The 25,150-nt window shown below is 59.4% G+C and carries 24 protein-coding genes; 10 read left to right on the forward strand and 14 right to left on the reverse strand.

The window, feature by feature from the left end; translation table 11 throughout:
* Positions 1 to 46: 46 nt before the first annotated feature.
* The 4 genes from M1E04_RS23050 to M1E04_RS23065 all read right to left on the reverse strand — a co-directional run bounded on the left by M1E04_RS23050 (position 47) and on the right by M1E04_RS23065 (position 5,383).
* A complete protein-coding gene (locus M1E04_RS23050) occupies positions 47 to 1,141 on the reverse strand; it encodes a polyamine ABC transporter substrate-binding protein (protein WP_065987359.1) in 1,095 nt (364 codons plus the stop codon).
* Positions 1,142 to 1,417: 276 nt separating this feature from the next.
* Positions 1,418 to 2,515: a polyamine ABC transporter substrate-binding protein gene (locus tag M1E04_RS23055; RefSeq protein ID WP_065987360.1), complete on the reverse strand. Its 1,098-nt coding sequence runs from the start codon at positions 2,513 to 2,515 to the stop codon at positions 1,418 to 1,420.
* 73 nt (positions 2,516 to 2,588) lie between these two features.
* Positions 2,589 to 3,953, reverse strand: a complete 1,365-nt coding sequence (locus M1E04_RS23060) for an aspartate aminotransferase family protein (protein WP_192130832.1) — start codon at positions 3,951 to 3,953, stop codon at positions 2,589 to 2,591.
* A gap of 71 nt (positions 3,954 to 4,024) precedes the next feature.
* Entirely contained in the window at positions 4,025 to 5,383 is a 1,359-nt protein-coding gene (locus M1E04_RS23065) for a glutamine synthetase family protein (protein ID WP_037016227.1), read from the reverse strand.
* 651 nt (positions 5,384 to 6,034) lie between these two features.
* Here M1E04_RS23065 and M1E04_RS23070 point away from each other — a divergent pair.
* Positions 6,035 to 7,411, forward strand: a complete 1,377-nt coding sequence (locus tag M1E04_RS23070; RefSeq protein ID WP_065987362.1) for a glutamine synthetase family protein — start codon at positions 6,035 to 6,037, stop codon at positions 7,409 to 7,411.
* A 158-nt stretch (positions 7,412 to 7,569) separates the two neighbouring features.
* On the forward strand, positions 7,570 to 8,208 hold the full coding sequence (locus M1E04_RS23075; RefSeq protein WP_192130830.1) for a TetR/AcrR family transcriptional regulator: 639 nt from the start codon (positions 7,570 to 7,572) through the stop codon (positions 8,206 to 8,208).
* A 50-nt stretch (positions 8,209 to 8,258) separates the two neighbouring features.
* On the opposite strand, the gene M1E04_RS23080 is transcribed toward M1E04_RS23075, so the two are convergent.
* The 6 genes from M1E04_RS23080 to M1E04_RS23105 all read right to left on the reverse strand — a co-directional run bounded on the left by M1E04_RS23080 (position 8,259) and on the right by M1E04_RS23105 (position 13,664).
* Entirely contained in the window at positions 8,259 to 8,474 is a 216-nt protein-coding gene (locus tag M1E04_RS23080; protein ID WP_037016233.1) for a TOBE domain-containing protein, read from the reverse strand.
* Between the two features lie 51 nt (positions 8,475 to 8,525).
* Positions 8,526 to 9,335: an aliphatic sulfonates ABC transporter ATP-binding protein gene (ssuB, locus tag M1E04_RS23085; RefSeq protein ID WP_192130828.1), complete on the reverse strand. Its 810-nt coding sequence runs from the start codon at positions 9,333 to 9,335 to the stop codon at positions 8,526 to 8,528.
* Positions 9,332 to 10,120, reverse strand: coding sequence for an aliphatic sulfonate ABC transporter permease SsuC (gene ssuC, locus M1E04_RS23090; protein WP_122533999.1), 789 nt, complete (start codon positions 10,118 to 10,120; stop codon positions 9,332 to 9,334). Before ssuC ends, ssuB begins: the two co-directional genes overlap by 4 nt.
* Positions 10,121 to 10,146: 26 nt before the next feature.
* Positions 10,147 to 11,112 (reverse strand): sulfonate ABC transporter substrate-binding protein, encoded by a 966-nt coding sequence (locus M1E04_RS23095; RefSeq protein WP_065987366.1) that lies wholly within the window; start codon positions 11,110 to 11,112, stop codon positions 10,147 to 10,149.
* Positions 11,113 to 11,500: 388 nt separating this feature from the next.
* Positions 11,501 to 12,139, reverse strand: coding sequence for a peroxiredoxin (locus tag M1E04_RS23100; RefSeq protein WP_065987367.1), 639 nt, complete (start codon positions 12,137 to 12,139; stop codon positions 11,501 to 11,503).
* A gap of 142 nt (positions 12,140 to 12,281) precedes the next feature.
* Positions 12,282 to 13,664 carry an OprD family porin gene (locus M1E04_RS23105; protein WP_065987368.1) on the reverse strand — a complete coding sequence of 461 codons (1,383 nt, stop codon included), beginning with the start codon at positions 13,662 to 13,664 and terminating at the stop codon, positions 12,282 to 12,284.
* A gap of 796 nt (positions 13,665 to 14,460) precedes the next feature.
* Here M1E04_RS23105 and tauA point away from each other — a divergent pair.
* From tauA to tauD, 4 genes are all read left to right on the forward strand, one after another.
* Positions 14,461 to 15,438 (forward strand): taurine ABC transporter substrate-binding protein, encoded by a 978-nt coding sequence (gene tauA / locus M1E04_RS23110; RefSeq protein WP_456292104.1) that lies wholly within the window; start codon positions 14,461 to 14,463, stop codon positions 15,436 to 15,438.
* 81 nt (positions 15,439 to 15,519) lie between these two features.
* Positions 15,520 to 16,311: a taurine ABC transporter ATP-binding subunit gene (gene tauB / locus M1E04_RS23115; RefSeq protein ID WP_456292105.1), complete on the forward strand. Its 792-nt coding sequence runs from the start codon at positions 15,520 to 15,522 to the stop codon at positions 16,309 to 16,311.
* Positions 16,308 to 17,153: a taurine ABC transporter permease TauC gene (gene tauC, locus M1E04_RS23120; protein WP_065987371.1), complete on the forward strand. Its 846-nt coding sequence runs from the start codon at positions 16,308 to 16,310 to the stop codon at positions 17,151 to 17,153. The genes tauB and tauC overlap by 4 nt, the downstream gene beginning before the upstream one ends.
* Positions 17,154 to 17,221: 68 nt before the next feature.
* Positions 17,222 to 18,055: a taurine dioxygenase gene (gene tauD, locus M1E04_RS23125; protein ID WP_456292106.1), complete on the forward strand. Its 834-nt coding sequence runs from the start codon at positions 17,222 to 17,224 to the stop codon at positions 18,053 to 18,055.
* 362 nt (positions 18,056 to 18,417) lie between these two features.
* Here the strand turns inward: tauD and M1E04_RS23130 are convergent, their stop codons facing one another.
* Positions 18,418 to 18,858, reverse strand: coding sequence for a hypothetical protein (locus M1E04_RS23130; RefSeq protein ID WP_192130818.1), 441 nt, complete (start codon positions 18,856 to 18,858; stop codon positions 18,418 to 18,420).
* Here M1E04_RS23130 and M1E04_RS23135 point away from each other — a divergent pair.
* The gene (locus M1E04_RS23135; protein WP_037016260.1) at positions 18,857 to 19,312 is read left to right on the forward strand and encodes a tRNA (cytidine(34)-2'-O)-methyltransferase; all 456 of its coding nucleotides are present in this window, start codon (positions 18,857 to 18,859) and stop codon (positions 19,310 to 19,312) included. The genes M1E04_RS23130 and M1E04_RS23135 overlap by 2 nt on opposite strands.
* Before the next feature lie 77 nt (positions 19,313 to 19,389).
* Here M1E04_RS23135 and secB read toward each other — a convergent pair whose 3' ends face one another.
* The 3 genes from secB to M1E04_RS23150 all read right to left on the reverse strand — a co-directional run bounded on the left by secB (position 19,390) and on the right by M1E04_RS23150 (position 20,630).
* Positions 19,390 to 19,884 (reverse strand): protein-export chaperone SecB, encoded by a 495-nt coding sequence (gene secB, locus M1E04_RS23140; RefSeq protein WP_065987376.1) that lies wholly within the window; start codon positions 19,882 to 19,884, stop codon positions 19,390 to 19,392.
* A 76-nt stretch (positions 19,885 to 19,960) separates the two neighbouring features.
* On the reverse strand, positions 19,961 to 20,215 hold the full coding sequence (gene grxC / locus M1E04_RS23145; RefSeq protein ID WP_065987377.1) for a glutaredoxin 3: 255 nt from the start codon (positions 20,213 to 20,215) through the stop codon (positions 19,961 to 19,963).
* Between the two features lies 1 nt (position 20,216).
* Positions 20,217 to 20,630, reverse strand: a complete 414-nt coding sequence (locus M1E04_RS23150) for a rhodanese-like domain-containing protein (RefSeq protein ID WP_065987378.1) — start codon at positions 20,628 to 20,630, stop codon at positions 20,217 to 20,219.
* 161 nt (positions 20,631 to 20,791) lie between these two features.
* Here M1E04_RS23150 and gpmI point away from each other — a divergent pair, with 161 nt between their 5' ends.
* The 3 genes from gpmI (at position 20,792) to M1E04_RS23165 (ending at position 25,150) form a co-directional block, all read left to right on the forward strand.
* Positions 20,792 to 22,327: a 2,3-bisphosphoglycerate-independent phosphoglycerate mutase gene (gpmI, locus tag M1E04_RS23155; RefSeq protein WP_065987379.1), complete on the forward strand. Its 1,536-nt coding sequence runs from the start codon at positions 20,792 to 20,794 to the stop codon at positions 22,325 to 22,327.
* Positions 22,328 to 22,465: 138 nt separating this feature from the next.
* Complete coding sequence (locus tag M1E04_RS23160) at positions 22,466 to 23,788, forward strand: murein hydrolase activator EnvC family protein (RefSeq protein ID WP_065987380.1); 1,323 nt, start codon at positions 22,466 to 22,468, stop codon at positions 23,786 to 23,788.
* A gap of 30 nt (positions 23,789 to 23,818) precedes the next feature.
* Positions 23,819 to 25,150 carry a S41 family peptidase gene (locus tag M1E04_RS23165; RefSeq protein WP_065987381.1) on the forward strand — a complete coding sequence of 444 codons (1,332 nt, stop codon included), beginning with the start codon at positions 23,819 to 23,821 and terminating at the stop codon, positions 25,148 to 25,150.

Below are 25,150 nucleotides of genomic sequence, written 5' to 3' on the forward strand. Positions count from 1 at the left end.
CCCAACTGTTTTTGCGCCCGGCCAATGGGGTCGGGCGCCAAGGTCTTTATTTACCGGTTTTGATCTTCGTCCAGCTGCGCGTCATGATGCGCTGGATCTTGGGCGGCAGCTCGGAGTTGACGTACAGGCGCGCCTGTATGTCCTTCGAAGGATAAACCGCCTCGTCGTTGCGAATGTCCTGATCCATCAAAGCGCCCGAAGCCGGGTTCGGGTTGGCGTAACCCACCTGGTCACTGACCTTGGCGATCACGTCGGGTTTGAGGATGTAGTTGATAAACGCGTGAGCGGCCTTCACGTCCGGCGCATCCGAAGGAATGGCGAGCATGTCGAACCACAGGTTGCCGCCCTCTTTCGGGATCGAGTAGGCAATCTTGACGCCCTTGCCGGCTTCTGCGGCACGGGCCTTGGCCTGGAAGACGTCACCGGAGAAACCGGCCGCGATGCAGATGTCGCCGTTGGCCAGGTCAGTGATGTACTTGGACGAGTTGAAATAGGTCACGTACGGGCGGACCTTGAGCAGCTTGGCTTCGGCCGCCTTGTAGTCTTTCTCGTCGGTGCTGTTCGGATTCATCCCCATGTAGTTGAGGACTGCGGGCAGCATCTCGTCAGCCGAGTCGAGGAACGCGACGCCACATTTCTGCAGCTTCTTGATGTTCTCGGGCTCGAACAGCGTGGCCCAGGAATCGATGGTGTCGACGCCCAGCACTTCCTTGATCTTGTCGACGTTGTAGCCGATGCCGTTGGTGCCCCACAGGTACGGCACGGCGTACTGGTTGCCCGGGTCGTTCTTCTCCAGACGCTTGAGCAGTTCCGGGTCGAGGTTGGCGTAGTTGGGCAGCTGCGATTTGTCGAGCTTCTGAAACGCCCCGGCCTTGATCTGTTTGCCGAGGAAGTGATTGGACGGCACAACCACGTCATACCCGGTGTGGCCCGCCAGCAGCTTGCCTTCCAGGGTTTCGTTGGAGTCGAAGACGTCGTACTTGGTCTTGATCCCGGTGCTGGACGTGAAGTCCTCCAGCGTTGTGGTGCCGATGTAATCGGACCAGTTATAAATGCGAACGGTGGAATCCGCGTAGGCACCGGCAGCGAGCGTAAGCCCGGCCCCGAGTAGCAAGCCTTTTGAAAATAAAGAAATAGACACGTGTGCAGTCCTTTTTTAGTAGGTGGGCCTGTTGCCCGTACCGATGACAGTGACGACTGCCTGTGACACATCCGGCGCGCAACTTACCTTCGATAAACCCTTCTCGCAAAAAAACTTTTTGTGACGCGGGTGTCATGACGGCTGACGCAAAACCTGTAGGCGTGAGCTTGCTCGCGATTGCGGTGTGTCAGCCCTGCATTCATTTGAAGCAGTCAGCATTTGCGAGCAAGCTCGCTCCCACGGGTGCGCCGTACAGGACGGCGCACCCGGTCAGGCTTATTTACCCGATTTGATGTTGGTCCAGCTGCGGGTCATCAGGCGTTGAGTCGCCGCCGGCAAGTCGGCGATCGCGTACAACTTGGCCAGAACGTCCGCTGGCGGGTATACGCCCGGGTCAGACGTGATGTCCTTGTCGACGAACTCGGTGGCCGCCTTGTTGCCGTTCGGGAAGTGAACGGAGTTGGTGATTTCAGCCATTACCTTCGGTTGCAGGATGAAGTTCATGAACTTGTAGGCGCCTTCGACGTTTTCGGCATCTTTCGGAATGGCGACCATGTCGTAGAAGCTGCCTGCACCTTCTTTCGGAATGTTGTAGCTGACTTTGACCTTGCCACCCGCTTCTTCAGCGCGCGCCTTGGCCTGGTAGATGTCACCCGAGTAACCCACGGCGACGCAGATGTTGCCGTTGGCCAGGTCCGAGATGTACTTGGACGAGTGGAAGTAGGTGATCGAAGGACGAATCTTCTTGAACAGATCCTCGGCCTTCTGCAGGTCTTCCTTCTTCTGACTGTCGGTCGGCAGGCCCAGGTAATGCAGCGCCACTGGCAGCATTTCGGTTGGCGAGTCGAGGAAGCTGATTCCGCAGCCTTTCAGCTTGGCTGCGTTTTCCGGCTTGAACAGCAGGTCCCACGAGTTGACCGGTGCATCAGCGCCCAGGGCGGCTTTGACCTTTTCAGCGTTGTAGCCGATGCCGATCGAGCCCCACATGTACGGGAATGCGTGCTTGTTGTCCGGGTCGCTGATCGACACAGCTTTCAACAAGGCAGGGTCGAGGTTTTTGTAATTTGGCAGCTTGGACTTGTCCAGCTCCTGGTAGACGCCGGCCTTGATCTGCTTGGCCAGAAAGTTGTTCGACGGTACGACGATGTCGTAACCCGACTTACCGGCCAGCAACTTGGCTTCCAGGGTCTCGTTGCTGTCGAACACGTCGTACACCACTTTGATGCCCGACTCTTTCTCGAAATCGGCGATGGTGTTGGGTGCGATGTAATCGGACCAGTTATAGACGTGCAGGACTTTGTCATCGGCGTGTGCAGCGGCGGCCACTGCGCCCATGAGGGACAAGGCCAGGAGGGTTTTGCCAAATTTCTTCATTCGTACGGCTCCAGTGTTTTTTATGTAAGCGGCGTCTAGACGGCGGACAGTCTGGCAATTTCCCGATAAAAATTCAGCCCTGCAATGACTCAAGCGTCAGGTCCAGGCACTTGCGCGCCTTTTCAATCAGCTCGTCGATCTCGGCGGAGGTAATCACCAGCGGCGGCGAGATGATCATGGTGTCGCCCACGGCCCGCATGATCAGGCCATTGTTGAAGCAAAAAGTGCGGCAAATCATGCCTGCGCCTTTGCCGACATAACGCTCCCGAGTGGACTTGTCTTTCACCAGTTCGATAGCGCCCAGCATGCCGACGCCCCGCACCTCACCCACCAGCGGGTGATCGCTCAGCTCGCGCAGACGCTTTTGCAAATAGGGTGCCGTTTGAGACTTCACCCGTTCGACGATCTTTTCTTCACTCAGAATGCGAATGTTCTCCAGCCCCACGGCTGCTGCCACCGGGTGACCGGAGTAGGTGAAACCGTGGTTGAAGTCGCCGCCCTCGTTCAGCACCTTGACCACTTCGTCGCGCACGATGACGCCACCCATGGGGATGTAGCCGGAGGTCAGGCCCTTGGCAATGGTCATGAGGTCAGGCTTGAGGTCGTAGAAGTCGCTGCCGAACCATTCGCCGGTGCGGCCAAAGCCACAGATGACTTCGTCGGCCACAAAGAGGATGTCGTATTTGGCCAGGATCTCTTTGATCTTCGGCCAGTAGGTGTCGGGCGGAACGATGACTCCGCCGGCGCCCTGAATCGGCTCGGCGATAAATGCGCCGACATTGTCCACGCCCAGTTCGAGAATCTTCTTCTCCAGCTGTTCGGCCGCCCAGACGCCGAACTCGTCGGGGGTCATGTCGCCGCCTTCACCGAACCAGTAAGGCTGCGGAATGTGCACGATGCCCGGAATCGGCAAATCGCCCTGCTCGTGCATGTAGGTCATGCCGCCCAGGCTCGCGCCGGCGACGGTCGAGCCGTGGTAACCGTTGACGCGGCTGATGATGACCTTCTTGCTCGGCTGGCCCTTGATCGCCCAGTAGTGACGCACCAGACGCAGCACCGTGTCGTTGCCTTCGGAGCCTGAACCGGTGAAGAACACGTGGTTCATGCCCTCGGGGGCAATGTCGGAAATGGCCTTGGCCAGTTGCAGTGCCGGCGGGTGAGCGGTCTGGAAGAACAGGTTGTAATAGGGCAGTTCGCGCATCTGCTTGCTGGCAGCATCCGCCAGTTCTTCGCGACCGTACCCGATAGCAACACACCAGAGCCCGGCCATGCCGTCGAGGATCTTGTTGCCTTCGCTGTCCCAGAGGTAAACGCCCTTGGCGTTGGTGATGATGCGCGGGCCTTTCTCTTTCAACTGCTTGAAATCGCTGAACGGCGCCAGGTGATGATCACTGCTGAGGGCTTGCCATTCGCGGGTTTGCGGGTTGTTGGAACTCATGAATCACTCCATTGTGGTATCGCGTGTGGAGCGCCGTCGACTCACTGGGAGTCCGGCGACGCCCCGGGACGTCAGACGGCAAAGAGCAGGAATTCCCGCTCCCACGAACTGATCACACGCTTGAAGTTCTCGTGCTCGGCGCGCTTGACCGCGACATAGCCGGTGATGAATTTCTTGCCGAGGTACTTCTCGACCGTCTTGCTGTTTTCCATGCGCTCCAGCGCGTCTTCGATGGTCAACGGCAAGCGCAGGTTGCGGCGTTCGTAACCACGACCGACCACGGGAGCACTGGGGTTGAGGCCCTCGACCATGCCGATGAAACCGCACAACAGGCTGGCGGCGATGGCCAGATACGGATTGGCATCGGCGCCGGGCAGACGGTTTTCCACGCGACGGTTCTGCGGGCCGGCATCGGGCACACGCAGGCCAACGGTGCGGTTTTCTTCGCCCCACTCCACGTTTACCGGCGCAGAGGTGTCCGGCAGGAAGCGGCGGAACGAGTTCACATTGGGCGCGAACAGCGGCAACAGCTCGGGGATCAACTTCTGCAGGCCACCGATGTGCTGCAGGAACAGCTGACTCATCGTGCCGTCTTCATTGGAGAAGATGTTTTTGCCGGTCTCGATGTCGATGATGCTCTGGTGCAAGTGCATGGCGCTGCCGGGCTCGCCGGTCATGGGCTTGGCCATGAAGGTCGCGGCCACATCGTGCTTGAGGGCGGCTTCGCGCATGGTGCGTTTGAACACCAGAATCTGGTCCGCCAGAGACAGCGCGTCGCCGTGACGGAAGTTGATCTCCATCTGCGCCGTGCCGTCTTCGTGGATCAGCGTGTCCAGGTCGAGGTTCTGCAGTTCACACCAGTCGTAGACGTCTTCGAACAGGGGGTCGAATTCGTTGGCGGCCTCGATCGAGAAAGACTGACGACCGGTTTCCGGACGACCCGAGCGACCCACCGGTGGCTGCAGCGGGTAGTCGGGGTCGTCGCTGCGCTTGGTCAGATAGAACTCCATCTCCGGCGCCACGATCGGCTGCCAGCCTTGGTCGGCATAGAGTTTGAGCACTTTCTTGAGGACGTTGCGCGGGGACAGCTCGATGGGGTTGCCTTGCTTGTCGTAGGTGTCGTGAATCACCTGCGCAGTCGGCTCGATGGCCCAGGGCACCAGAAACACCGCGCTCTGGTCAGGACGGCAAAACATGTCGATGTCTGCGGGGTCCAGCAATTCGTAGTAGATGTCGTCTTCGACGTAATCGCCCGTCACGGTCTGGAGCAATACACTTTCCGGCAAGCGCATGCCCTTCTCGGCAATGAACTTGTTGGTCGGTGAAATCTTGCCCCGTGTGATACCGGTGAGGTCGGCGATCATGCACTCGACTTCGGTAATCCTGTGTTCTTTCAACCAATCGGTGAGCTGGTCGAGGTTGGTACTCATAAATACCTCAGGGTTTTAATTCCTGGTCGCCGTCATGGCGGTCAGGCGTTCTTTGAAGCGCTGGCGTCAGGGTGTCGCATGTTGAATTCAGGCATCGCCAAATGCCTGGAAGACTCAAAGATAGTCGTGCTTGTGCAAAACGCGCGGTCGCGGATGCCGCAGACAGCCTGGGCCGGGTCAGTCAGCCGAAGCAAAAGACGCGCCCGGTGGAATGGGGGCGTGGATAAAGAGTAAGGTGTCGAGGTGCCACGCAGAGACATGCGCAGCGCCCGCCGCGCTGGCTGGACCGCTACACTGAAAGCGTGTGAAGTGAAAAGCCGGTGCCCGAATGGCTGAGTGCAGGCGGTAAGGCCGATCAGCGGAAGGCGAAGCATGGGACCCCCGGTATTATTGCTGTTATGGGTTGCAATCGAGCTTAGCGTTGTTCATTTTTTTCCACAACACGCCCGTAAAAAATAAAACACGCCCTGCTCAAACCCGCAGTTTGCATCACGTTAGGTGCCTCACATTTGCCCTAAAGTGCGGCGAAAATGGCTTTTTGGCGCCCTTTTAGGGCAAATCAGGGCTCCCTTGACTTCGTCTGGCCTTTCGGATTGACTGAAACCCGTAATGCTCGATGATTGATATTTTCAACAACAAAGGTGTTGCATCATGTCGGTACCCCCGCGTGCCGTTCAGCTCAACGAAGCGAACGCGTTCCTTAAGGAACATCCTGAGGTTCTATACGTTGACCTTCTGATTGCAGATATGAATGGAGTGGTGCGCGGCAAGCGCATCGAACGCACCAGCCTTCATAAGGTTTACGAGAAAGGCATCAACCTCCCAGCTTCCCTATTCGCACTGGATATCAACGGCTCGACGGTGGAAAGCACCGGTCTGGGTCTGGACATCGGTGACGCTGACCGAATCTGCTATCCAATCCCCGACACTCTCTGCAATGAGCCCTGGCAGAAGCGTCCTACCGCACAACTTCTGATGACCATGCACGAGCTGGAAGGCACGCCCTTCTTTGCCGATCCGCGCGAAGTGCTGCGCCAGGTTGTCAGCAAGTTCGACGAGATGGGCCTGACCATCTGCGCTGCATTCGAGCTTGAGTTCTACCTGATCGATCAGGAAAACGTGAACGGCCGCCCGCAACCGCCGCGCTCGCCTATTTCCGGCAAACGTCCGCACTCGACACAGGTTTACCTGATCGACGATCTGGACGAGTACGTCGACTGCCTCCAGGACATTCTGGAAGGTGCGAAAGAGCAAGGCATCCCTGCCGACGCGATCGTCAAGGAAAGTGCTCCGGCGCAGTTCGAAGTGAACCTGCACCACACCGCCGACGCGCTGAAAGCCTGTGATTACGCGGTGCTGCTCAAGCGCCTGATCAAGAACATCGCCTACGACCATGAGATGGACACCACCTTCATGGCCAAGCCTTACCCAGGCCAGGCAGGCAACGGTTTGCACGTGCACATTTCGATCCTTGATCGTGATGGCAAAAACATCTTCACCAGTGAGGATCCCGAGCAGAACGCCGCATTGCGTCATGCGATCGGCGGTGTGCTCGAGACCCTACCCGCGCAGATGGCGTTCCTTTGCCCGAACGTCAATTCGTACCGCCGGTTTGGTGCTCAATTCTACGTTCCGAACTCGCCGTGCTGGGGTCTGGACAACCGGACCGTGGCCGTGCGCGTACCGACCGGTACCGCCGATTCGGTCCGTATTGAACACCGGGTTGCCGGTGCGGATGCCAACCCGTATCTGCTGATGGCATCGGTGCTGGCAGGCATTCACCATGGCCTGACCAACCAGATCGAGCCCGGCCCGCCCGTGGAAGGCAACTCCTACGAGCAGAACGAGCAAAGCCTGCCGAACAACCTGCGTGATGCACTGCGCGAGCTGGACGACAGCGAAGTCATGGCCAAGTACATCGATCCGAAGTACATCGATATCTTCGTTGCGTGCAAGGAAAGTGAGCTGGAGGAGTTCGAGCACTCCATCTCTGACCTCGAGTACAACTGGTATCTGCACACGGTTTGATGGCTGCACGGGTTAAGAAAACGCCACCTTTTCGAGAGAATCGGTGGCGTTTTTCATTCATGAGCTGCGCGGACACCCTGTGGGACCGGCTTCAGCCGGGAAGGCAATCTCCCGGCTGCCACTGTAGAATGCCGTCGGCCCCGACCGAGAGAGCACTGATGACCCGCCTTGCCCCGCCCCGCAAACCTCGTGCACGCAGTCAGGCGCGGATCGACTCGATCCTCGATGCCGCACGTGCGCTGCTGGCCTCGGACGGCGTGGCGAGCCTCTCCATCTACAGCGTCGCCGAGCGCGCCGAGATCCCGCCCTCTTCCGTGTATCACTTCTTCGCCAGCGTTCCCGCGCTGCTCGAAGCGCTGACGGCCGATGTCCACGAAGCGTTTCGCGAAAGCCTGCAGCAGCCCATCGATCATGATCGGTTGAATCAGTGGCGTGACCTGTCGCACGTGGTGGAATCGCGCATGCTCGCGATCTACAGCGACGACGCCGCCGCGCGGCAGTTGATCCTCGCCCAGCACGGTCTGACCGAAGTCACCCAGGCGGATCGTCAGCACGACATTGAACTGGGCAACCTCATGCATGAGCTGTTCGCCCGGCATTTTCAACTGCCGACGCTGCCCGATGATGTTGAGGTGTTCGCCTTGGCGCTGGAACTTGCGGATCGGGTGTACGCGCGCTCGGTGCAACTGCACAACGCGATTACCCCACGCATGGCAGAGGAAGGATTGCGGGTGTTTGATGCGTATCTGGGTTTGTACCTGCCGCCGTATTTGCCGAAGCGCTCAACAGAGCAATAACGTGCATCCATTGAGCGCTGCGTAGGAGCGCGCTTGCGATTCAGCACCGATCACAGCTTGGCGATCGACACCTCGGTGGACTTCACGAAGGCGATCACTTCGCTGCCGACCACCAGTTCCAGCTCTTTCACGGAGCGGGTGGTGATGACGGAAGTGACGACGCCCGAAGCGGTTTGCACGTCGATCTCGGACAGCACGTCGCCGGTGACGATTTCCTTGATGGTGCCTTTGAACTGGTTACGCACGTTGATGGCTTTGATAGTCATGGTAAGGCTTCCTTTGTGAGATCAGTTCCGGGGGCGTGATTGCCTCTGGAGTTAGTTGGCCCAACGCAATTGCGTGGGCAGCGGTGAAGTCGGTTCGGGGTCGGGCGGGTTGCCGGGCAGCGACAACACGCGGTTGAGCACTTCGGTTTCCAGCGCGGCCAGTCGGTAAGAGCCACGCGCCCTTGGACGGGCCAGATCAACCTGTAAATCAAGACCGATGCGGCCTTCTTCGATCAGCAAGACCCGGTCGGCAATGGCCACCGCTTCGCTGACGTCGTGGGTGACCAGCAATACGGTGAAGCCGTGTTTCTTCCACAGGTTTTCGATCAGCTGCTGCATCTCGATTCGGGTCAGGGCATCCAGCGCACCAAGGGGCTCGTCGAGCAGCAACAAGCGCGGCTGGTGAATCAGCGCGCGGGCCAGCGCCACACGTTGTTTTTGCCCACCCGATAACGCCGACGGCCATTCATTGGCGCGCTCCGCCAAACCCACTGCCTCCAGCGCTTCCAGTGCTTTGCCGCGCCAGTCGCCGGTGAGGCCAAGGCCGACGTTGTCGATGATCTTTTTCCAGGGCAGCAAGCGCGCCTCCTGGAACATCAGTCGCGTGTCTTCCCGCGCATCCGACAGCGAGCCGTTACCGGCCAGCAATTGGCCGCTCGATGGCTGATCGAGGCCCGCCAGCAGGCGCAGCAAGGTGCTCTTGCCGCAACCGCTTCGGCCCACGACGGCGACGAACTGCCCGGCCGGGATGTGCAGATCGATGTCTTTCAATACCTCCCGCGAGCCGAAGGTCTTCTTGAGCTTGCGGACCTGCAAGGGAATCCCGCGCAACAGGTTTGCCGGTTGTTGGAGATTGCTCATTGCGCGCCACCTTTAGCCACTTGATACGCCGGGTGCCAACGCAGGCAAACCCGTTCCAGACCACGCGCCGCGAGGTCTGCCAGTTTGCCGAGGACGGCATAAAGCACGATTGCCAGCACTACGACGTCGGTCTGCAGAAACTCCCGGGCGTTCATCGCCAGATAGCCAATGCCGGAGCTGGCGGAAATCGTTTCCGCGACGATCAGGGTCAGCCACATGAAGCCCAGGGCAAACCGCACACCGACCAGAATCGAAGGCATCGCGCCCGGCAGAATCACGTGGCGGAACAGCCCGAAGCCGCTCAAACCGTAGCTGCGGGACATCTCCACCAGCGCCGGGTCGATGTTGCGAATGCCGTGATACGTGTTCAGGTAAATCGGGAACAGCGTGCCCAGCGCGACCAAAAATATCTTCGCGGTCTCATCGATGCCGAACCACAGGATGACCAGCGGAATCAGCGCCAGATGCGGCACGTTGCGGATCATCTGCACAGAGCTGTCGAGCAGGCGCTCGCCCCATTTCGACAGCCCTGTGATGAAGCCGAGCGCCAAACCAATCCCGCCGCCGATGGCAAAGCCGATACCGGCACGCCAGCCACTGATCGCCAGATGGGTCCAGATTTCTCCGCTGCGTACCAACGTAACGCCGGCCTCAATCACAGCGCTAGGCGCCGGCAGAATGCGGGTTGACAGCCAGCCCGCGCTGACCGCCAGTTGCCATATCGCCAACAGCAGGACCGGTAGCAACCAGGGCGCCAGTCTGTGGGTGATTCTTTCCACGCTCATGGAGTTGTCTCCTTCCAATGCCGGGCTTACTGGGCTTTCGCGACAGCAGCGGGTGGCGTCCAGATCACATCAGCAATGCGCAATGGTTTAGGGATCAGCTTGAGCTGGTAGAAGGTGTCGGCGATTTTCTGTTGCGCAGCGACGGTTTCAGGCGTGATGAACAACGCCCCATAGCCCTGACGCTTCACCGACAGGCGGGTGATGTCTTCTGGCAGGCCGAGCAACGGCGCGACCTGCTTGGTGACCTCTTCCGGGTTGGCCTTGGACCATTCGCCGACAGCGCGCACTTCTTCCACCAGGGTCTGGATCACCTTGGGGTGCTGCTGCGCATAGGGTTTGGTCGCCAGGTAGAACTGGTTGTTGTCGACGATGCCTTTGCCGTCGCGCAGGGTTCGTGCCTGCAGTTGCTGTTCGGCGGCGGCCTGGTACGGATCCCAGATCACCCAGGCATCGACGCTGCCACGCTCGAAAGCGGCACGGGCATCGGCGGGCGGCAGGAAAACGGTCTGGATATCGGTGTACTTCAAGCCGGCTTCTTCCAGCGCGCGCACCAGCAGGTAATGCACGTTCGAGCCCTTATTGAGAACGACTTTCTTGCCCTTGAGGTCTTTGACCGAAGAGATCGGCGAATCCTTGGGCACCAGAATCGCTTCGCTGGTCGGCGCCGGCGGTTCGGAGGCGACATACAGCAGATCAGCGCCAGCGGCTTGGGCAAACACGGGCGGGGTTTCGCCCGTCACACCGAAGTCGATCGAGCCCACGTTCAGGCCTTCAAGCAACTGCGGGCCACCGGGAAATTCGGTCCACTGGACTTGCACGCCTTGATCGGCGAGTTTTTTCTCGAGCGAGCCTTTGGCCTTGAGCAGCACCAGCGTGCCGTATTTCTGGTAACCGATGCGCAAGGTATCGGCTTGGGCCTGAGTAACGACGCCGAAGGAAACCGCCGCAGCAAACAGAGCGACCAGGCCTCGACGCAAAATAACGGTGCCCATGGCACGCTCCTTTGGTGTGTAGCTAAGAGGTGGCACCTGCTCGTCCGATGGCGGACCAGTAAGGCAGAAAGGGATTCATGGCCGGCAATCTCGCCAGAACGGAGAGACCATAACAGGGGATGTTTATTCTCTAAAATCATATTTATTCATTTGGTTAGCACCAAAAGGAATATATAGATTGCTAAGTTCTTCGGTAATACGCGATCCCGTGGGAGCGAGCTTGCTCGCGAAGACTGACTTTCATTCTCCAGAGAAGGTGGCTGCATGCCCCGGCCCCTTCGTGAGCAAGCTCACTCCCACATAGGTGGGAATTCCTTCGTGGATGGCGTTCACAGCATAAAAAAAGGGCCGATAAATCGGCCCTCATGTAGTGCTCAAAGCGGGTGTATCAGCGATTCGGCTGTGGCGTCAGGCGCAGGTACGGCGTAACGGCTGTGTAGCCTTTGGGGAAGCGCTCCTTGATCTCCGCTTCGTCCTTGATCGACGGCACGATCACGACGTCTTCACCGTCCTTCCAGTTTGCCGGCGTGGCGACTTTGTAGTTGTCGGTCAGCTGCAGCGAATCAATTACACGCAGGATCTCGTGGAAGTTGCGCCCGGTGCTGGCCGGGTAGGTGATGGTCAGGCGGACCTTCTTGTTCGGGTCGATCACGAACAGCGAGCGTACGGTCAGGGTTTCGCTGGCATTCGGGTGAATCAGGTCGTAAAGCTCGGAAACCTTGCGATCTTCGTCGGCCAGTATCGGGAAATTCACAAGGGTGTTCTGTGTGGTGTTGATGTCACCGATCCACTTGGTGTGGGATTCGGCCGAGTCAACGGACAGGGCAATCGCCTTGACGTTGCGCTTGTCGAATTCGTCTTTGAGTTTTGCGGTGAAGCCAAGCTCGGTGGTGCAGACAGGCGTGAAGTCGGCGGGGTGCGAAAACAGTACCGCCCATTTGCCGTCCAGCCATTCGTGAAACCTGATCGGTCCTTCGCTGGAGTTCTGTTCGAAGTCGGGTGCGATGTCGCCGAGTTTAAGGCCCATTGAGTCGTGCTCCTTGGATAATGAGTTATCAATCACTGTGCATCCCAGCATCTGAAAACAAAAGGAACGATTGGTGCTGGATAACATTATTTCGGGCATAAAAAAGCCCCGCCGAAGCGGGGCTCTTTTCAACACATCACGCTTATTTGAAGGCGTAGGTGTAGTTGAAGATCAGACGAGTCTGGTCGGTGTCTTGCTGGCTGGCGTAGAGGTCGGAGTCAGAACGCAGGTTGGCGCGACGCAGAGTCACACCAAAGCCTTTCATAGGACCGTCCTGGAACACGTAGTCGACGCGCATGTCACGTTCCCACTCGGAGCCACGACCCAGCGATGCGTTCTGCAGACGAATCTGATCGCCATACAGATAAGCAATGGCAGCTTTCAGACCAGGAACGCCCAGGCGTGCGAAGTCGTACGAGTATTGACCGAACTTGGTCTGCTCACCGGCACGGGTGAAGTTGGTGATCATGCTGTCGGTGAACAGGTAAACGCTGTTACCGCCTTCACCTTCGTTACGACCGTTGGAGAGGTTATTACGGGTGACGTTGCCGTTGCTCATGATCGGCATGCCGCCGTCATCGCTCACAGACTGGTAACCCAACAGGAATGCGTTGCCACCCAGGGTATAGGTGAACATGGCAGTCCAAGTGTCGTTATCAACTTCGCCCTGACCATCTTTGCTGTAGCCGTTGGCGAAGCGGTAACCGCTGTTGACTTCCTGGTGGGCGTTTTTGCCATCAGAAGTGCTGTGGAAGTAACGCAGGTCAGTCTTGAACGATTGGTCTTCCGCGATCGGCAGAATGTGCACCAGGCCCAGGAAGTGCTGCTTGTAGTAGTCTTCCAGGTTCGCGTAGTAGTACTGAACAGTCAGGTCTTTGGTGACTTTGTAGTCGCCGCCAGCGAACTGGAAGTTGTTCGAACCTTTGTAGCCACCGGCCAGGGACATGTCAGCGTAGTTGCTGGATGCACGACCTGCTGCCTGAGTCAGCTTACCGGCAGTCAGTGTCAGACCGTCGAGTTCCTTGGAAGTAACGATGCCACCCTGGAAGGTCTGCGGCAGCAGACGACCGTCGTTCGAGACCAGAATCGGCAGGTTAGGCTGCAGAGCGTTACCCACTTTCAGCTCGGTCTTGGACAGTTTGACCTTGGCGTTGGCGCCAGCGCGAGCCCAGTCAGCCACCGGCGTACCGTCGGAAGAAGTCGGGGAAACAGTGTTCGCCGTGCTGCCGTTAGGGTTGCGGTTATCGATACCGCCACCCAGGTTGATGCCGTACATGCCTTGAACGTCAAGACCGAAACCAACAGTGCCCGGGGTGTAACCCGAGATGAAGTTGAACAGGAAACCCTGGGCGGTCTGACGCTGATCCTGCGCTTTACCGGTAGCCGGGTTCTCGCGCGGATCTTGTTCGAAATAAAGGGTACGGGAACTGAGTGTCGCTTTGCTGTCATCCAGGAAACCAGCTGCACCAGCCTGAGTAGCCAAGACACCTGCGTATACGGCCAAGGCCAGGGTGGACTTCTTCATTGTGTATCGCTCCTCATGAATCTAATTTTTGTAGTTCCCGGGCCCGAGCGTAAGGCTCAAAGCCGAGGATGCGCGATTAGCGCCGGACCTGACTCGGCGAGTCAATGGCCCCAAGACTAATTGACTAGACCGCGTTACAGCTGGCTGCAAGGTAAGGTAAATCCTTTAAACCCAAAAAGACTTGTTAGACCTGCTTTTATGCCAAGCAGTTATATGTCACAAGCCGTTTCAGCCGTCCGTTGCGGAGTGTATCGGCCCGAATCCCTAATTCCCAAAACATATTTCGGTGCCGTTCGTCAGATCGATACGTTTAGTGCTGTCGTACAACCGGAACTTGACCGGCAAGTCACGGTCCGCCTGCGAAACTGGGTGAGAACTGCCTTCCTAACTTACTGAAAACAATCAGATTTCATGTGCAGTAGACGCAAACATTGCAGTTGTCACCCTGCTGTCCGTCACTTTTCCGCTGACGCCGCAGAAAAATGGATAAAGCGCGTCATTCAGCCCGCTCATTCACCCATTGCGCTGATCAGCCGTCTAAATCTGCTCACAAGACGACCACACATCCCCGCTGCACATCCTTAAACAGGCGTCGCGATCGTATTTACAAATTGTGACGATTCGATGACCTCCCATCGCAGCAGGCGCTTTCTCAAGGACTCCATGCGGGGGAAGACACCTAACCGTATGGAAATAAACGCTAAGCACATTCCAAAAGGTTATTTATTTCGAGTTTCTTAGATCATTTACGCTCTGCGCCATTCGAAGGCGGTGTGCCTTGCCACGGAGCGTCACCATGAAACTGCTCAAGCCCCTACACGTCCTCGCGGCCTTATCGCTCGCCGGCTCGGCGCTGTTCGTTCAGGCCGCCGACTTTACCGTCGCCTACCAGACCACCGTGGACCCGGCAAAGGTCGCCCAGGCCGATGGCGCCTATGAAAAGGCGACGGGCTCAAAGATTTCATGGCGTAAATTCGATAACGGGGCGGACGTGATCACCGCGATCGCGTCGGGTGACGTACAGATCGGCTATCTCGGCTCCAGCCCTCTAACTGCGGCGGCCACGCGAAAAGTACCCGTGGAGACGTTCCTGATTGCCACCCAGATCGGCGCTGCCGAGGCGCTGGTTGCGCGTAATGGCTCCGGCATCAACAGCCCACAGGATTTGATCGGCAAGAAGATCGCCGTGCCGTTCGTATCGACCGGCCACTACAGCCTGCTCGCCGCCCTGAAGCACTGGAAGATCGACCCGGCAAAAGTGACCATTCTCAACCTCGCCCCACCGGCCATTGCGGCGGCGTGGAAACGCGGTGACATCGACGCCACTTACGTCTGGGACCCGGCACTCGGCGTCGCCAAGGAGACAGGCAAAGTGCTGATCACGTCGGGCGAGCTGGCGAAGGTCGGCGCGCCGACCTTTGATGCGTGGATCGTGCGCAAAGACTTCGCCGACAAGCATCCTGAGGTCGTCAAAGCCTTCGCCAAAACCACCCTGGACGCCTACGCCGCCTACCGCAAGGATCCAGCGGCCTGGCTGGCCGACGCGAGCAACGTCGATAAGCTGGTGAAACTGTCCGGCGCCAAACCGGGCGACATCCCCGGCCTGTTGCAGAGCAACGTCTACCCACTGGCGGCCGATCAGGTCAGTGAGCTGGGCGCGCCAACCACCGACGCGATCACCAAGACCGCCGCGTTTCTCAAGGAACAGGGCAAGGTCGACGCCGTGCTGGCCGATTACAGCCCTTATGTGAGCGCGAAGTTCGTCACCCCGTAAGCGCAAGCGTCATCCGGGTACCGCGCCGGCTTCGACAGCCATGGCCGTTCATGCACATCTATCAGAAGCGGAGTCCATGCCATGGCCCTGTTACAACTGGAGCGCATCAGCGCACAGTATCCCGGTGCGGCCTCGCCGGTGCTGTCGGATATTTCCCTGACCCTCGGTCCGCAGCAACTGCTGGCTGCCCTGGGCCCATCCGGCAGCGGCAAGACTTCGTTGCTGAACCTGATTGCCGGGTTCGTCGCGCCCAGCGCAGGCCGCATTACCCTCGATGGCGTGCCGGTGAGCGGGCCGAGCGCCGAGCGTGGCGTCGTGTTTCAGGATGACGCTCTGCTGCCTTGGCAGGATGTACTGGCCAACGTCGCATTCGGGCTGGAGCTGGCGGGCATCGCTCGTGAAAAACGCGAGGCCAAAGCGCGCGATATGCTGGCGCTGGTCGATCTCGCCGGCTTCGAGAAGCGGCGTATCTGGGAATTGTCAGGCGGGCAGAAACAACGTGTGGGCCTCGCCCGCGCATTGGCGGCCGACCCACGTGTGCTGCTGATGGACGAGCCTTTCGGCGCGCTGGACGCCTTTACCCGTGAACAGATGCAAGAGCTGCTGCTGCAGGTCTGGCAACGCAGCGCCAAGCCGGTCTTCCTTATCACCCACGACATTGAGGAAGCGGTGTTCCTGTCGACCGATCTGATTCTGCTTGCGCCTAACCCCGGTCACATCTTCGAGCACCTGAAGCTCGACTTCGGTCATCGTTACAGCGCAGGTGAATCGGCCCGCGCCATCAAGTCCGACCCTCGCTTCATCGAAACCCGCGAGCACGTGTTGGCACGGGTATTTTCCCAGCGGCAGAGCGTTCGGGAGCAACGGGCATGAGTCTTTATCAATCGCCGGAGCCGGCGCTCACCCGCGCGCCGGCAAACACCGCACGCCATCAGCCCTCTTCTTTTTATCTGAGCACGCGCACCATCAGCGCCCTTACCCTCGCCGTCCTGCTGGGCGGCTGGTGGGTGATCACAGCCCTTGAGTGGGTCGAACCGCTGTTTCTGCCGCCGCCCGCCGCTGTGCTGGAAAAAGCCTGGTTGCTGATGACCAAGGGCTATATGGACTCCACGCTCTGGCAGCACTTGGGCGCGAGTTTGCAGCGCATCGGCCTGGCGCTTTTCTTCGCCGTGCTGACGGCCATCCCCATCGGCATCGCCATTGGTCACAACCGAATCGCGCGAGGCATTTTCGACCCGCTGATCGAGTTCTATCGTCCGGTGCCGCCGCTGGCCTACCTGCCGTTGATCGTGATCTGGTGCGGCATTGGCGAATTCTCCAAAGTCCTGCTGATTTATCTGGCGATCTTCGCGCCGATCGCCATTGCCACCGCCACCGGTGTGCGCACGGTCGACAGCGCAAAACTGCGCGCGGCTCAATCCCTGGGTGCCACCCGCTGGCAACTCATTCGCTACGTCATTCTGCCCAGCGCCCTGCCCGACATCCTCACCGGCGTGCGCATCGGCCTCGGCGTGGGGTGGTCGACGCTGGTGGCTGCCGAGCTGATCGCCGCCACCAGTGGCCTGGGTTTCATGGTCCAGTCAGCCGCGCAATTTCTGGTGACCGACGTGGTAGTGCTGGGGATTCTGGTCATCGCGCTGATCGCTTTCGCGCTGGAAATGGGCCTGCGCGCGCTGCAACGCAAGCTCGTGCCCTGGCATGGCCAGAACCACTGAATCGACAACCTTATGACTGACTACGCCGACACCTCGGCGCCGAACACACGAGCACACTCGAGACCATCATGAGCATCGACATCCACCCGCTCAGCCCGGCACTGGGCGCACAGATCAGCAGCGTTGACCTCAGCCGCGACCTGACCGGCGAACAACGCAACGCTATCGAACAGGCGCTGCTTGATCATCAGGTGCTGTTCTTCCGCGACCAGCCGATCACGCCGCAGCAGCAAGCGCGCTTCGCCGCCAACTTTGGTGACCTGCACATTCATCCGATCTACCCGAACGTGCCGGAACAACCTGAAGTGCTGATTCTCGACACCGCGGTCACCGACGGGCGCGACAACGCCATCTGGCACACCGATGTCACCTTTCTGCCGACGCCTGCGCTGGGTGCGGTGCTCAGCGCCAAGCAGGTGCCGGCTTACGGTGGAGATACATTGTGGGCGAGCGGCATCGCCGCGTTCGAAGCGCTGTCCGGGCCGATGCAGACCTTGCTCGACGGCTTGACCGCGACCCATGACTTCACCCGGTCATTTCCGCTGGAGCGTTTTGGCAACACGGCTGAAGACCTCGCGCGCTGGGAGGAGACGCGCCGTAAGAACCCGCCGCTGTCGCACCCGGTCATTCGCACGCACCCGGTCAGCGGTCGCAAAGCGTTGTTCGTGAACGACGGTTTCACCACCCGGATCAATGAACTGGAAGCTGCTGAAAGCGAGGCGATTCTGAAGTTGCTGTTCGCCCATGGGACGCGACCGGAGTTCACCCTGCGCTGGCGCTGGCAGGCAAACGACGTGGCCATGTGGGACAACCGCGTGACCCAGCATTACGCGGTGGACGATTACCGCCCGCAGCGCCGTGTGATGCACCGTGCGACGATCCTGGGTGATGCGCCGTTCTGATAAAAGGCCGGCAGATGCGCTGATGCTTTTAGTAGGACCGGCTTCAGCCGGGAAGAGGCCGGTGAGTGCGCTATAGATTTGCGGCTGCTTTAGGGCGTGCATCACTTTGGTCACTCGACACGGGTAAATGCGCGAATAGCGTGCAAAAACGCTCATCAAACGTCCAACTCCGAAAGCCGATTCGAACCTCAGCTCGATGCAGGCATTGAAAAGGCACGGTCTCCAAGGCCCTAAACCCGACGCCTGCGGGACATTACGAATATTCCTACAGACTTTTCTCAAAACTGGCACGCAGGCTGCAATAGGTTATACATCACCAGTTTTGGGGACCTTGGTACAGGCAGGCCGGGGATTCCCCTCTTTTATTCCTCCCGGAGACTGACCTCCAGTCTCCAGCGCCCGTCCTGGGTTGCACCGCGCCAGTCGCCGTGCAGAGGACGGGCCGCAAGCAGGTTCAGCAACAATCCCTTATCGCTTCGTTGCACCCTCCAGCGCACGTCTTTGCCGTTGAGCTTCAGTTCGCCCTTCTGCGGCTGACCCTGGGCGTTGAACAGCAACGCCACCGCGCCATCGATGTGTTCGCCGTGGAGCTGCGGCTCGCGGTTGAACCACACGGCAACGCCGCTGGGTAACACTTCGATGCTTTGCAGCTGAATGGGGTCCGGGGTCGTCACGCGGCCGATCATCAGCCCGACCATGACGCCGACGATCGCCACCGAGCCCAGAAACTTGGGCCACAGCTTCGGTCTGGGGTCTTCTTCAGGGGTAGAATGCATCCCGTCCTTTCGTTCGGAGCCGTGCATGTTTCACGTGATCCTTTTTCAACCAGAAATTCCGCCGAATACCGGCAACATCATCAGGCTCTGCGCCAACAGCGGCTGCAGCCTGCATTTGATCGAGCCGCTGGGCTTCGAGCTGGATGACAAGCGCCTGCGTCGAGCCGGCCTTGATTACCACGAATACGCCACGCTGCATCGTCACGCCGACCTGCCGAGCTGCCTTGAAAGCATCGGCCATCCGCGGTTGTTCGCTTTTACCACAAAGGGCTCACGGGTTTTCCACGATGCGCAATTTGAGGAGGGTGATGCCTTTCTCTTCGGCCCGGAAAGCCGAGGCCTGCCACCGGAGGTGCTGGATCCGCTGTCGAGCGATCAACGCCTGCGCCTGCCGATGCGCGAAGGCTGCCGCAGTCTGAATCTGTCGAATACTGTCGCGGTTGCGGTGTATGAGGGCTGGCGGCAGTTGGGGTTCAAGTAGCCGTTACGCGCCGAAAGTCATACGCCGCCCACAAAAAAGCGCCCATCACAGGCGCTTTTTCATTGCAGCGACAACGCTTACTGAACGGTAGGCGTTGGCGTTTCGCCGCTTTCCTGCATGCGTTGCAGTTCTTGCGCGTACAGGGCGTCGAAGTTCACCGGGGCCAGCATCAGCGCAGGGAACGAGCCACGGACAACCAGGCTGTCGATGGTTTCGCGAGCGTACGGGAAAAGGATGTTCGGGCAGAACGCGCCCAGGGTGTGGCTCATCGAGCTGGCATCCAGGCCCTTGATCAGGAAGATACCGGCTTGCTGCACTTCAGCGATGAAGGCGATTTCTTCGCCATTCTTCACTTCGACCGACAGGGTCAGCACGACTTCGTAGAAGTCATTTTCCAACTGCTTCTGGCGGGTGTTCAGGTCCAGGCTGACGCTCGGGGTCCATTCCTGACGGAAGATCGCCGGGCTTTTTGGCGCTTCGAACGACAGGTCGCGAACATAGATGCGCTGCAGGGAAAACTGCGGTGCTTCTTCTTCGTTGGAAATGGCGCCGTTATTCGGTTGATCAGTCATCTCAAATCCTTACATTGAGGTCTTGTAGGCTTCCGGGCTGTGCGACGAACCATCGCTTCCACATCCCGGCTCGAATTCAGGCGCTCAGCAGCTTATCCAGCTTGCCGGCGCGCTCCAGGGCGAACAGGTCGTCGCAACCGCCCACATGGACCGAGCCGATCCAGATCTGCGGAACCGAGGTACGCCCGGATTTTTTGGTCATTTCAGCGCGAATCTGTGGCTTGCCGTCGACCTTGATCTCTTGGAAGCCGACGCCCTTGCCCGCCAGCAGCGACTTGGCGCGGGAGCAATATGGGCAGTAATCGCTGGAGTAGACGACGACGTCGGTCATGTCACTTCACCAACGGCAGGTTGTCGCCGCGCCATGATGAGACACCACCGGACAGCTTGGCGGCGTTGAAGCCCGCTTTCAGCAGCTCACGGGCAGTGTGGCCGGCGTGCTGGCCAGCGGCATCAACGATAATGAGGGTTTTAGGCTTGAATTTCTCCAGCTCCGCAGTGCGGGTCAGGATTTTGTCCTGAGGGAAATTCACGGCACCGACGATGTGGCCAGCCGTGAAGTCTTTCTTGGCGCGCACGTCGATAACAACGGCTTCATCGCGGTTGACCATGGCGGTCAGTTCACCGGTGCTCAGGCTGCGGCCACCTTTGCTAAGCTCCGTTGCGATCAGCAGGCCCAGCAGGATGACGAAAGCACCCGTCAGCAAATAGTGATTCGTGGCAAATTCAATCAGGTGAGCAACCATCATCAGGTTCCAGGGCGTTAAAATGTCGGCCAGTATACACAGCCCCCAAGGTGGGCCAAAGCCCGTACGGCAGTCACTCCGTTTAGCTTGTCGCTGATTTGAACTTGTCCCTAAACTGTCGATCTTTTTTCTACTTCACCTATTAGCCAAGAGTGGGATTCATGACTACCACGCCTAAACCTTTGGTTCTGATCATCCTGGACGGCTTCGGTCACAGCGACAGCCACCACGGCAATGCGGTCTACGCAGCGAAGATGCCGGTCTTCGATCGCTTGTACCAGACCATGCCAAACGGCTTGATCTCCGGGTCCGGCATGGATGTCGGTCTGCCTGACGGTCAGATGGGCAACTCCGAAGTCGGCCACATGAACCTGGGCGCCGGCCGTGTGGTGTATCAGGACTTCACCCGCGTGACCAAAGCGATCCGCGACGGCGAGTTCTTCGAAAATCCCGCCATCTGCAAAGCCGTCGATCAGGCCGTGGGCGCTGGCAAGGCCGTACACATCCTCGGCCTGTTGTCCGACGGCGGCGTTCACAGCCATGAAGATCACCTGGTGGCGATGGTTGAGCTGGCTGCCCAGCGCGGCGCCGACAAAATCTACCTGCACGCCTTCCTCGATGGCCGCGACACGCCACCGCGCAGCGCCCATCAATACCTCGCCACCATGGAAGCCGCTTACGCGCGCCTAGGCAAAGGTCGCACCGCCACGATCATCGGCCGCTACTTCGCCATGGACCGCGACAATCGCTGGGACCGTGTCGAGTCGGCCTACAACCTGATTGTTGACGGCACGTCGGAATTCCACGCCGACACCGCCAAGGCCGCGCTGGACGCTGCCTATGAGCGCGGCGAAAACGACGAATTCGTCAAAGCCACCCGCATTGGCGCGCCGGTGACAGTGGAGGACGGCGACGCGGTGGTGTTCATGAACTTCCGCTCCGACCGTGCCCGCGAATTGACCCGCGTGTTCGTCGAAGACGATTTCGCAGACTTCGCCCGTCGTCGTCAGGCCAGACTGGCCGGCTTCGTGACGCTGACCAAGTACGCCGCCAACATCGACGCACCCGCGGCGTTCGAAAAAGCCGGCCTGCACAACGTGCTCGGCGAATACCTCTCGAACAACGGCAAGACGCAGCTGCGCATCGCCGAAACCGAGAAGTACGCCCACGTGACGTTCTTTTTCTCGGGCGGCCGTGAAGAACCCTTCCCCGGCGAAGAACGCATCCTGATCCCGTCCCCGAAAGTCGCGACCTACGACCTGCAGCCGGAAATGAGCGCGCCGGAAGTCACCGACCGAATCGTCGACGCCATCGAGCATCAGCGTTACGACGTGATCGTCGTCAACTACGCCAACGGCGACATGGTCGGCCACAGCGGGATCATGGAAGCAGCGGTCAAGGCAGTCGAATGCCTGGACGTCTGCGTCGGCCGCATCACCCAGGCGCTGGAAAAAGTCGGCGGCGAAGCGCTGATCACGGCTGACCACGGCAACGTCGAACAGATGACCAACGAGGAGACCCATCAGCCTCACACTGCTCACACCACTGAGCCGGTGCCTTTCGTTTATGTCGGCAAGCGTGACCTGAAGGTGCGCGAAGGCGGCGTGTTGGCCGACGTGGCACCGACCATGCTGATGCTGCTTGGCATGGAAATCCCGCAAGAAATGACCGGCACGCCGATTCTGGTCGCCAAGTAAGCCCCTCGAACCGGCCCGCCAGTCGCTGGCGGGCCGGTTTTGTATGAAATGTCTGACGGCCACGTCGTCCGAGCGTTTTTTTTGCAGCCACCGCCGGGCATACTAGGCCCGTCTTTACTCCTGGTATCGCCCAACCTCATGCTTCGCGCCCTGATCACCCTCGCCTTGATTTGTCTGCTCAATCCGGCCTTCGCCGACGATGATCGCGCACAAACGCAGAAACAGCTGGATGCCACGCGTCAGGACATCACCGAACTGAAGAAAGCGCTGGGCCAGTTGCAAGAAGAAAAGTCCGGGGTCCAGAAAGACCTGCGCTCCACTGAAACCGAGATGGGCAAGCTGGAAAAGCAGGTGGAGGCCCTGCAAAAGGAACTAAAAAAGAGTGAAAGCGAGCTGCAACGGCTCGACCAGGAGAAAAAAAAACTCCAGAGCGCACGCGTTGAACAACAACGATTGATCGCCATCCAGGCCCGCGCTGCTTATCAGAGCGGCCGCCAGGAATACCTCAAACTGCTGCTCAATCAGCAGAACCCTGAAAAATTCGCCCGCACCCTCACCTATTACGATTACCTGAGCAAGGCACGCCTGGAGCAGTTGCGCAGCTTCAACGAAACCCTGCGCCAGCTGGCCGGCGTCGAGAAAGACATCGACCTGCAGCAAGCGCAGCTTCTGGTGCAGAAGAGTTCGCTGGATGACCAGAAGGCCCAGCTCGACACCGTCCGCCAGGAACGTCAGGTGGCGCTGGCCAAGCTGAATCAGGATTACAAAGCCCGCGACCAGAAGCTGCAGTCGCGGCAGCAGGATCAGGCCGACCTGACCAAGGTCCTCAAGACCATTGAAGAAACCCTTGCCCGTCAGGCCCGCGAAGCCGAAGAGGCGCGTCAGAAAGCGCTGTTGGCGCAGCAAGAAGCCGAGAAACGGCAACGCGAGCAAGAAGCGCTGGCGAAAAACCGCGCGAAAGACGACGCGAAGGACGACAGCGATGTGGCCCCTCGGCGCCCGACCAAGGCGCCCGGCGCGATGGTTTCCAGTGCCGGTCAGTCCTATGGCGGCGCTTTTGAGCAAGCAAGGGGAAAACTTCCTTGGCCCGTCGATGGTCGATTGTTGGCGCGATTCGGCGAAAGCCGTGGCGATGACGAGCGCACCAAGTGGGACGGTGTGTTGATCAGTGCGGCTGCAGGCAGCCAGGTCCGCGCGGTGCACGGTGGTCGGGTGGTCTTCGCCGACTGGTTGCGCGGCGCCGGGCTTCTGGTCATCCTCGACCACGGCAATGGTTATTTGAGTCTGTACGGTCACAACCAGAGCCTGTTGAAAGAGGCCGGTGACGTCGTAAAAGCCGGAGAAGCGATCTCCACTGTCGGTAACAGTGGTGGCGGTCAGGACACTCCGGCGTTGTATTTCGCTATTCGTCAGCAGGGTCGCCCCAGTGATCCGGCCCAATGGTGTCGCACTCAAGGATAAGTCGACACCTCACTCAGGAGTTCGTAAGACATGCTGTTTTCGTCCCGCCTCACCTCGCTGGCCCTGACTATCGCCGTGGTTATCGGCGCTCCTCTGGCCCAGGCTGCCGGCGCCACCCCGGCTGCTGTGCCTGCCGCCACTGCGCCCGCCAACGCCGCGAATATCAAGGCGCCGCTGCCGCTCGACGAGCTGCGCACTTTCGCCGAGGTCATGGACCGGATCAAAGCGGCTTACGTCGAGCCCGTTGATGACAAGACCCTGCTGGAGAACGCCATCAAGGGCATGCTCAGCAACCTCGACCCGCACTCCGCTTATCTGGGCCCGGAAGACTTCCAGGAGCTGCAGGAAAGCACCAGCGGCGAGTTCGGCGGGCTGGGTATCGAAGTGGGCGTCGAAGACGGCTTTGTAAAAGTCGTCTCCCCCATCGATGACACCCCTGCGTCCAAGGCTGGTATCGAGGCTGGAGACTTGATCGTGAAGATCAACGGCACGCCGACCCAGGGCCAGACGATGCAGGAAGCCGTGGACAAGATGCGCGGCAAGCTGGGCGAGAAAATCACCCTGACGCTGGTGCGTGACGGCGGCAATCCGTTCGACGTGACACTGGCGCGCGCCACCATTCAGGTCAAAAGCGTGAAAGCGCAGATGCTGGAGCCGGGTTACGGCTATATCCGCATCACCCAGTTCCAGGTCAAAACGGGTGAAGAAGTCGGCAAGGCACTGGCCAAGCTGCGCAAAGACAACGGCAAAAAGATGAGCGGCCTGATCCTCGACCTGCGCAACAACCCGGGCGGTGTATTGCAGGCGGCAGTTGAAGTGGCTGACCACTTCCTGACCAAGGGCCTGATCGTCTACACCAAAGGCCGCATCGCCAATTCCGAACTGCGCTTCTCGGCAGACCCGGCCGACGCCAGCGAGGGCGTGCCTCTGGTTGTGCTGATCAACGGCGGCAGCGCCTCGGCGTCTGAAATCGTCGCCGGCGCGTTGCAAGACCAGAAGCGCGGCATCCTGATGGGTACCGATACGTTCGGCAAAGGCTCGGTGCAGACCGTTCTGCCGCTGGCCAACGACCGTGCGCTGAAGATCACCACCGCGCTGTATTACACGCCTAACGGTCGCTCGATTCAGGCGCAGGGGATCAACCCGGACATCGAAGTCAAACGCGCCAAGCTCACCGCCGAAGCCGATGGCGACAACTACAAAGAGGCTGATCTGCTCGGCCACCTGGGCAACGGCAACGGCGGCGCGGACAAGCCGACCACCAAGGCGAAGGCTGGCAAGGCGCGTCCGCAGGACGATGACTACCAGATGAACCAGGCCCTCAGCTTGCTAAAGGGTTTGAGTGTCACGCGCGGCAACTGA

The sequence above is a fragment of the Pseudomonas sp. AK106 genome (assembly GCF_053903055.1).

Coding starts and splice junctions, on each gene's coding strand:
- M1E04_RS23055 (WP_065987360.1), bottom strand. CDS start 2,515: ATGAAGAAATTTGGCAAAACCCTCCTGGCCTTGTCCCTCATGGGCGCA.
- M1E04_RS23060 (WP_192130832.1), bottom strand. CDS start 3,953: ATGAGTTCCAACAACCCGCAAACCCGCGAATGGCAAGCCCTCAGCAGT.
- M1E04_RS23065 (WP_037016227.1), bottom strand. CDS start 5,383: ATGAGTACCAACCTCGACCAGCTCACCGATTGGTTGAAAGAACACAGG.
- M1E04_RS23070 (WP_065987362.1), top strand. CDS start 6,035: ATGTCGGTACCCCCGCGTGCCGTTCAGCTCAACGAAGCGAACGCGTTC.
- M1E04_RS23075 (WP_192130830.1), top strand. CDS start 7,570: ATGACCCGCCTTGCCCCGCCCCGCAAACCTCGTGCACGCAGTCAGGCG.
- M1E04_RS23080 (WP_037016233.1), bottom strand. CDS start 8,474: ATGACTATCAAAGCCATCAACGTGCGTAACCAGTTCAAAGGCACCATC.
- ssuB (WP_192130828.1), bottom strand. CDS start 9,335: ATGAGCAATCTCCAACAACCGGCAAACCTGTTGCGCGGGATTCCCTTG.
- ssuC (WP_122533999.1), bottom strand. CDS start 10,120: ATGAGCGTGGAAAGAATCACCCACAGACTGGCGCCCTGGTTGCTACCG.
- M1E04_RS23095 (WP_065987366.1), bottom strand. CDS start 11,112: ATGGGCACCGTTATTTTGCGTCGAGGCCTGGTCGCTCTGTTTGCTGCG.
- M1E04_RS23100 (WP_065987367.1), bottom strand. CDS start 12,139: ATGGGCCTTAAACTCGGCGACATCGCACCCGACTTCGAACAGAACTCC.
- M1E04_RS23105 (WP_065987368.1), bottom strand. CDS start 13,664: ATGAAGAAGTCCACCCTGGCCTTGGCCGTATACGCAGGTGTCTTGGCT.
- tauA (WP_456292104.1), top strand. CDS start 14,461: ATGAAACTGCTCAAGCCCCTACACGTCCTCGCGGCCTTATCGCTCGCC.
- tauB (WP_456292105.1), top strand. CDS start 15,520: ATGGCCCTGTTACAACTGGAGCGCATCAGCGCACAGTATCCCGGTGCG.
- tauC (WP_065987371.1), top strand. CDS start 16,308: ATGAGTCTTTATCAATCGCCGGAGCCGGCGCTCACCCGCGCGCCGGCA.
- tauD (WP_456292106.1), top strand. CDS start 17,222: ATGAGCATCGACATCCACCCGCTCAGCCCGGCACTGGGCGCACAGATC.
- M1E04_RS23135 (WP_037016260.1), top strand. CDS start 18,857: ATGTTTCACGTGATCCTTTTTCAACCAGAAATTCCGCCGAATACCGGC.
- M1E04_RS23130 (WP_192130818.1), bottom strand. CDS start 18,858: ATGCACGGCTCCGAACGAAAGGACGGGATGCATTCTACCCCTGAAGAA.
- secB (WP_065987376.1), bottom strand. CDS start 19,884: ATGACTGATCAACCGAATAACGGCGCCATTTCCAACGAAGAAGAAGCA.
- grxC (WP_065987377.1), bottom strand. CDS start 20,215: ATGACCGACGTCGTCGTCTACTCCAGCGATTACTGCCCATATTGCTCC.
- M1E04_RS23150 (WP_065987378.1), bottom strand. CDS start 20,630: ATGGTTGCTCACCTGATTGAATTTGCCACGAATCACTATTTGCTGACG.
- gpmI (WP_065987379.1), top strand. CDS start 20,792: ATGACTACCACGCCTAAACCTTTGGTTCTGATCATCCTGGACGGCTTC.
- M1E04_RS23160 (WP_065987380.1), top strand. CDS start 22,466: ATGCTTCGCGCCCTGATCACCCTCGCCTTGATTTGTCTGCTCAATCCG.
- M1E04_RS23165 (WP_065987381.1), top strand. CDS start 23,819: ATGCTGTTTTCGTCCCGCCTCACCTCGCTGGCCCTGACTATCGCCGTG.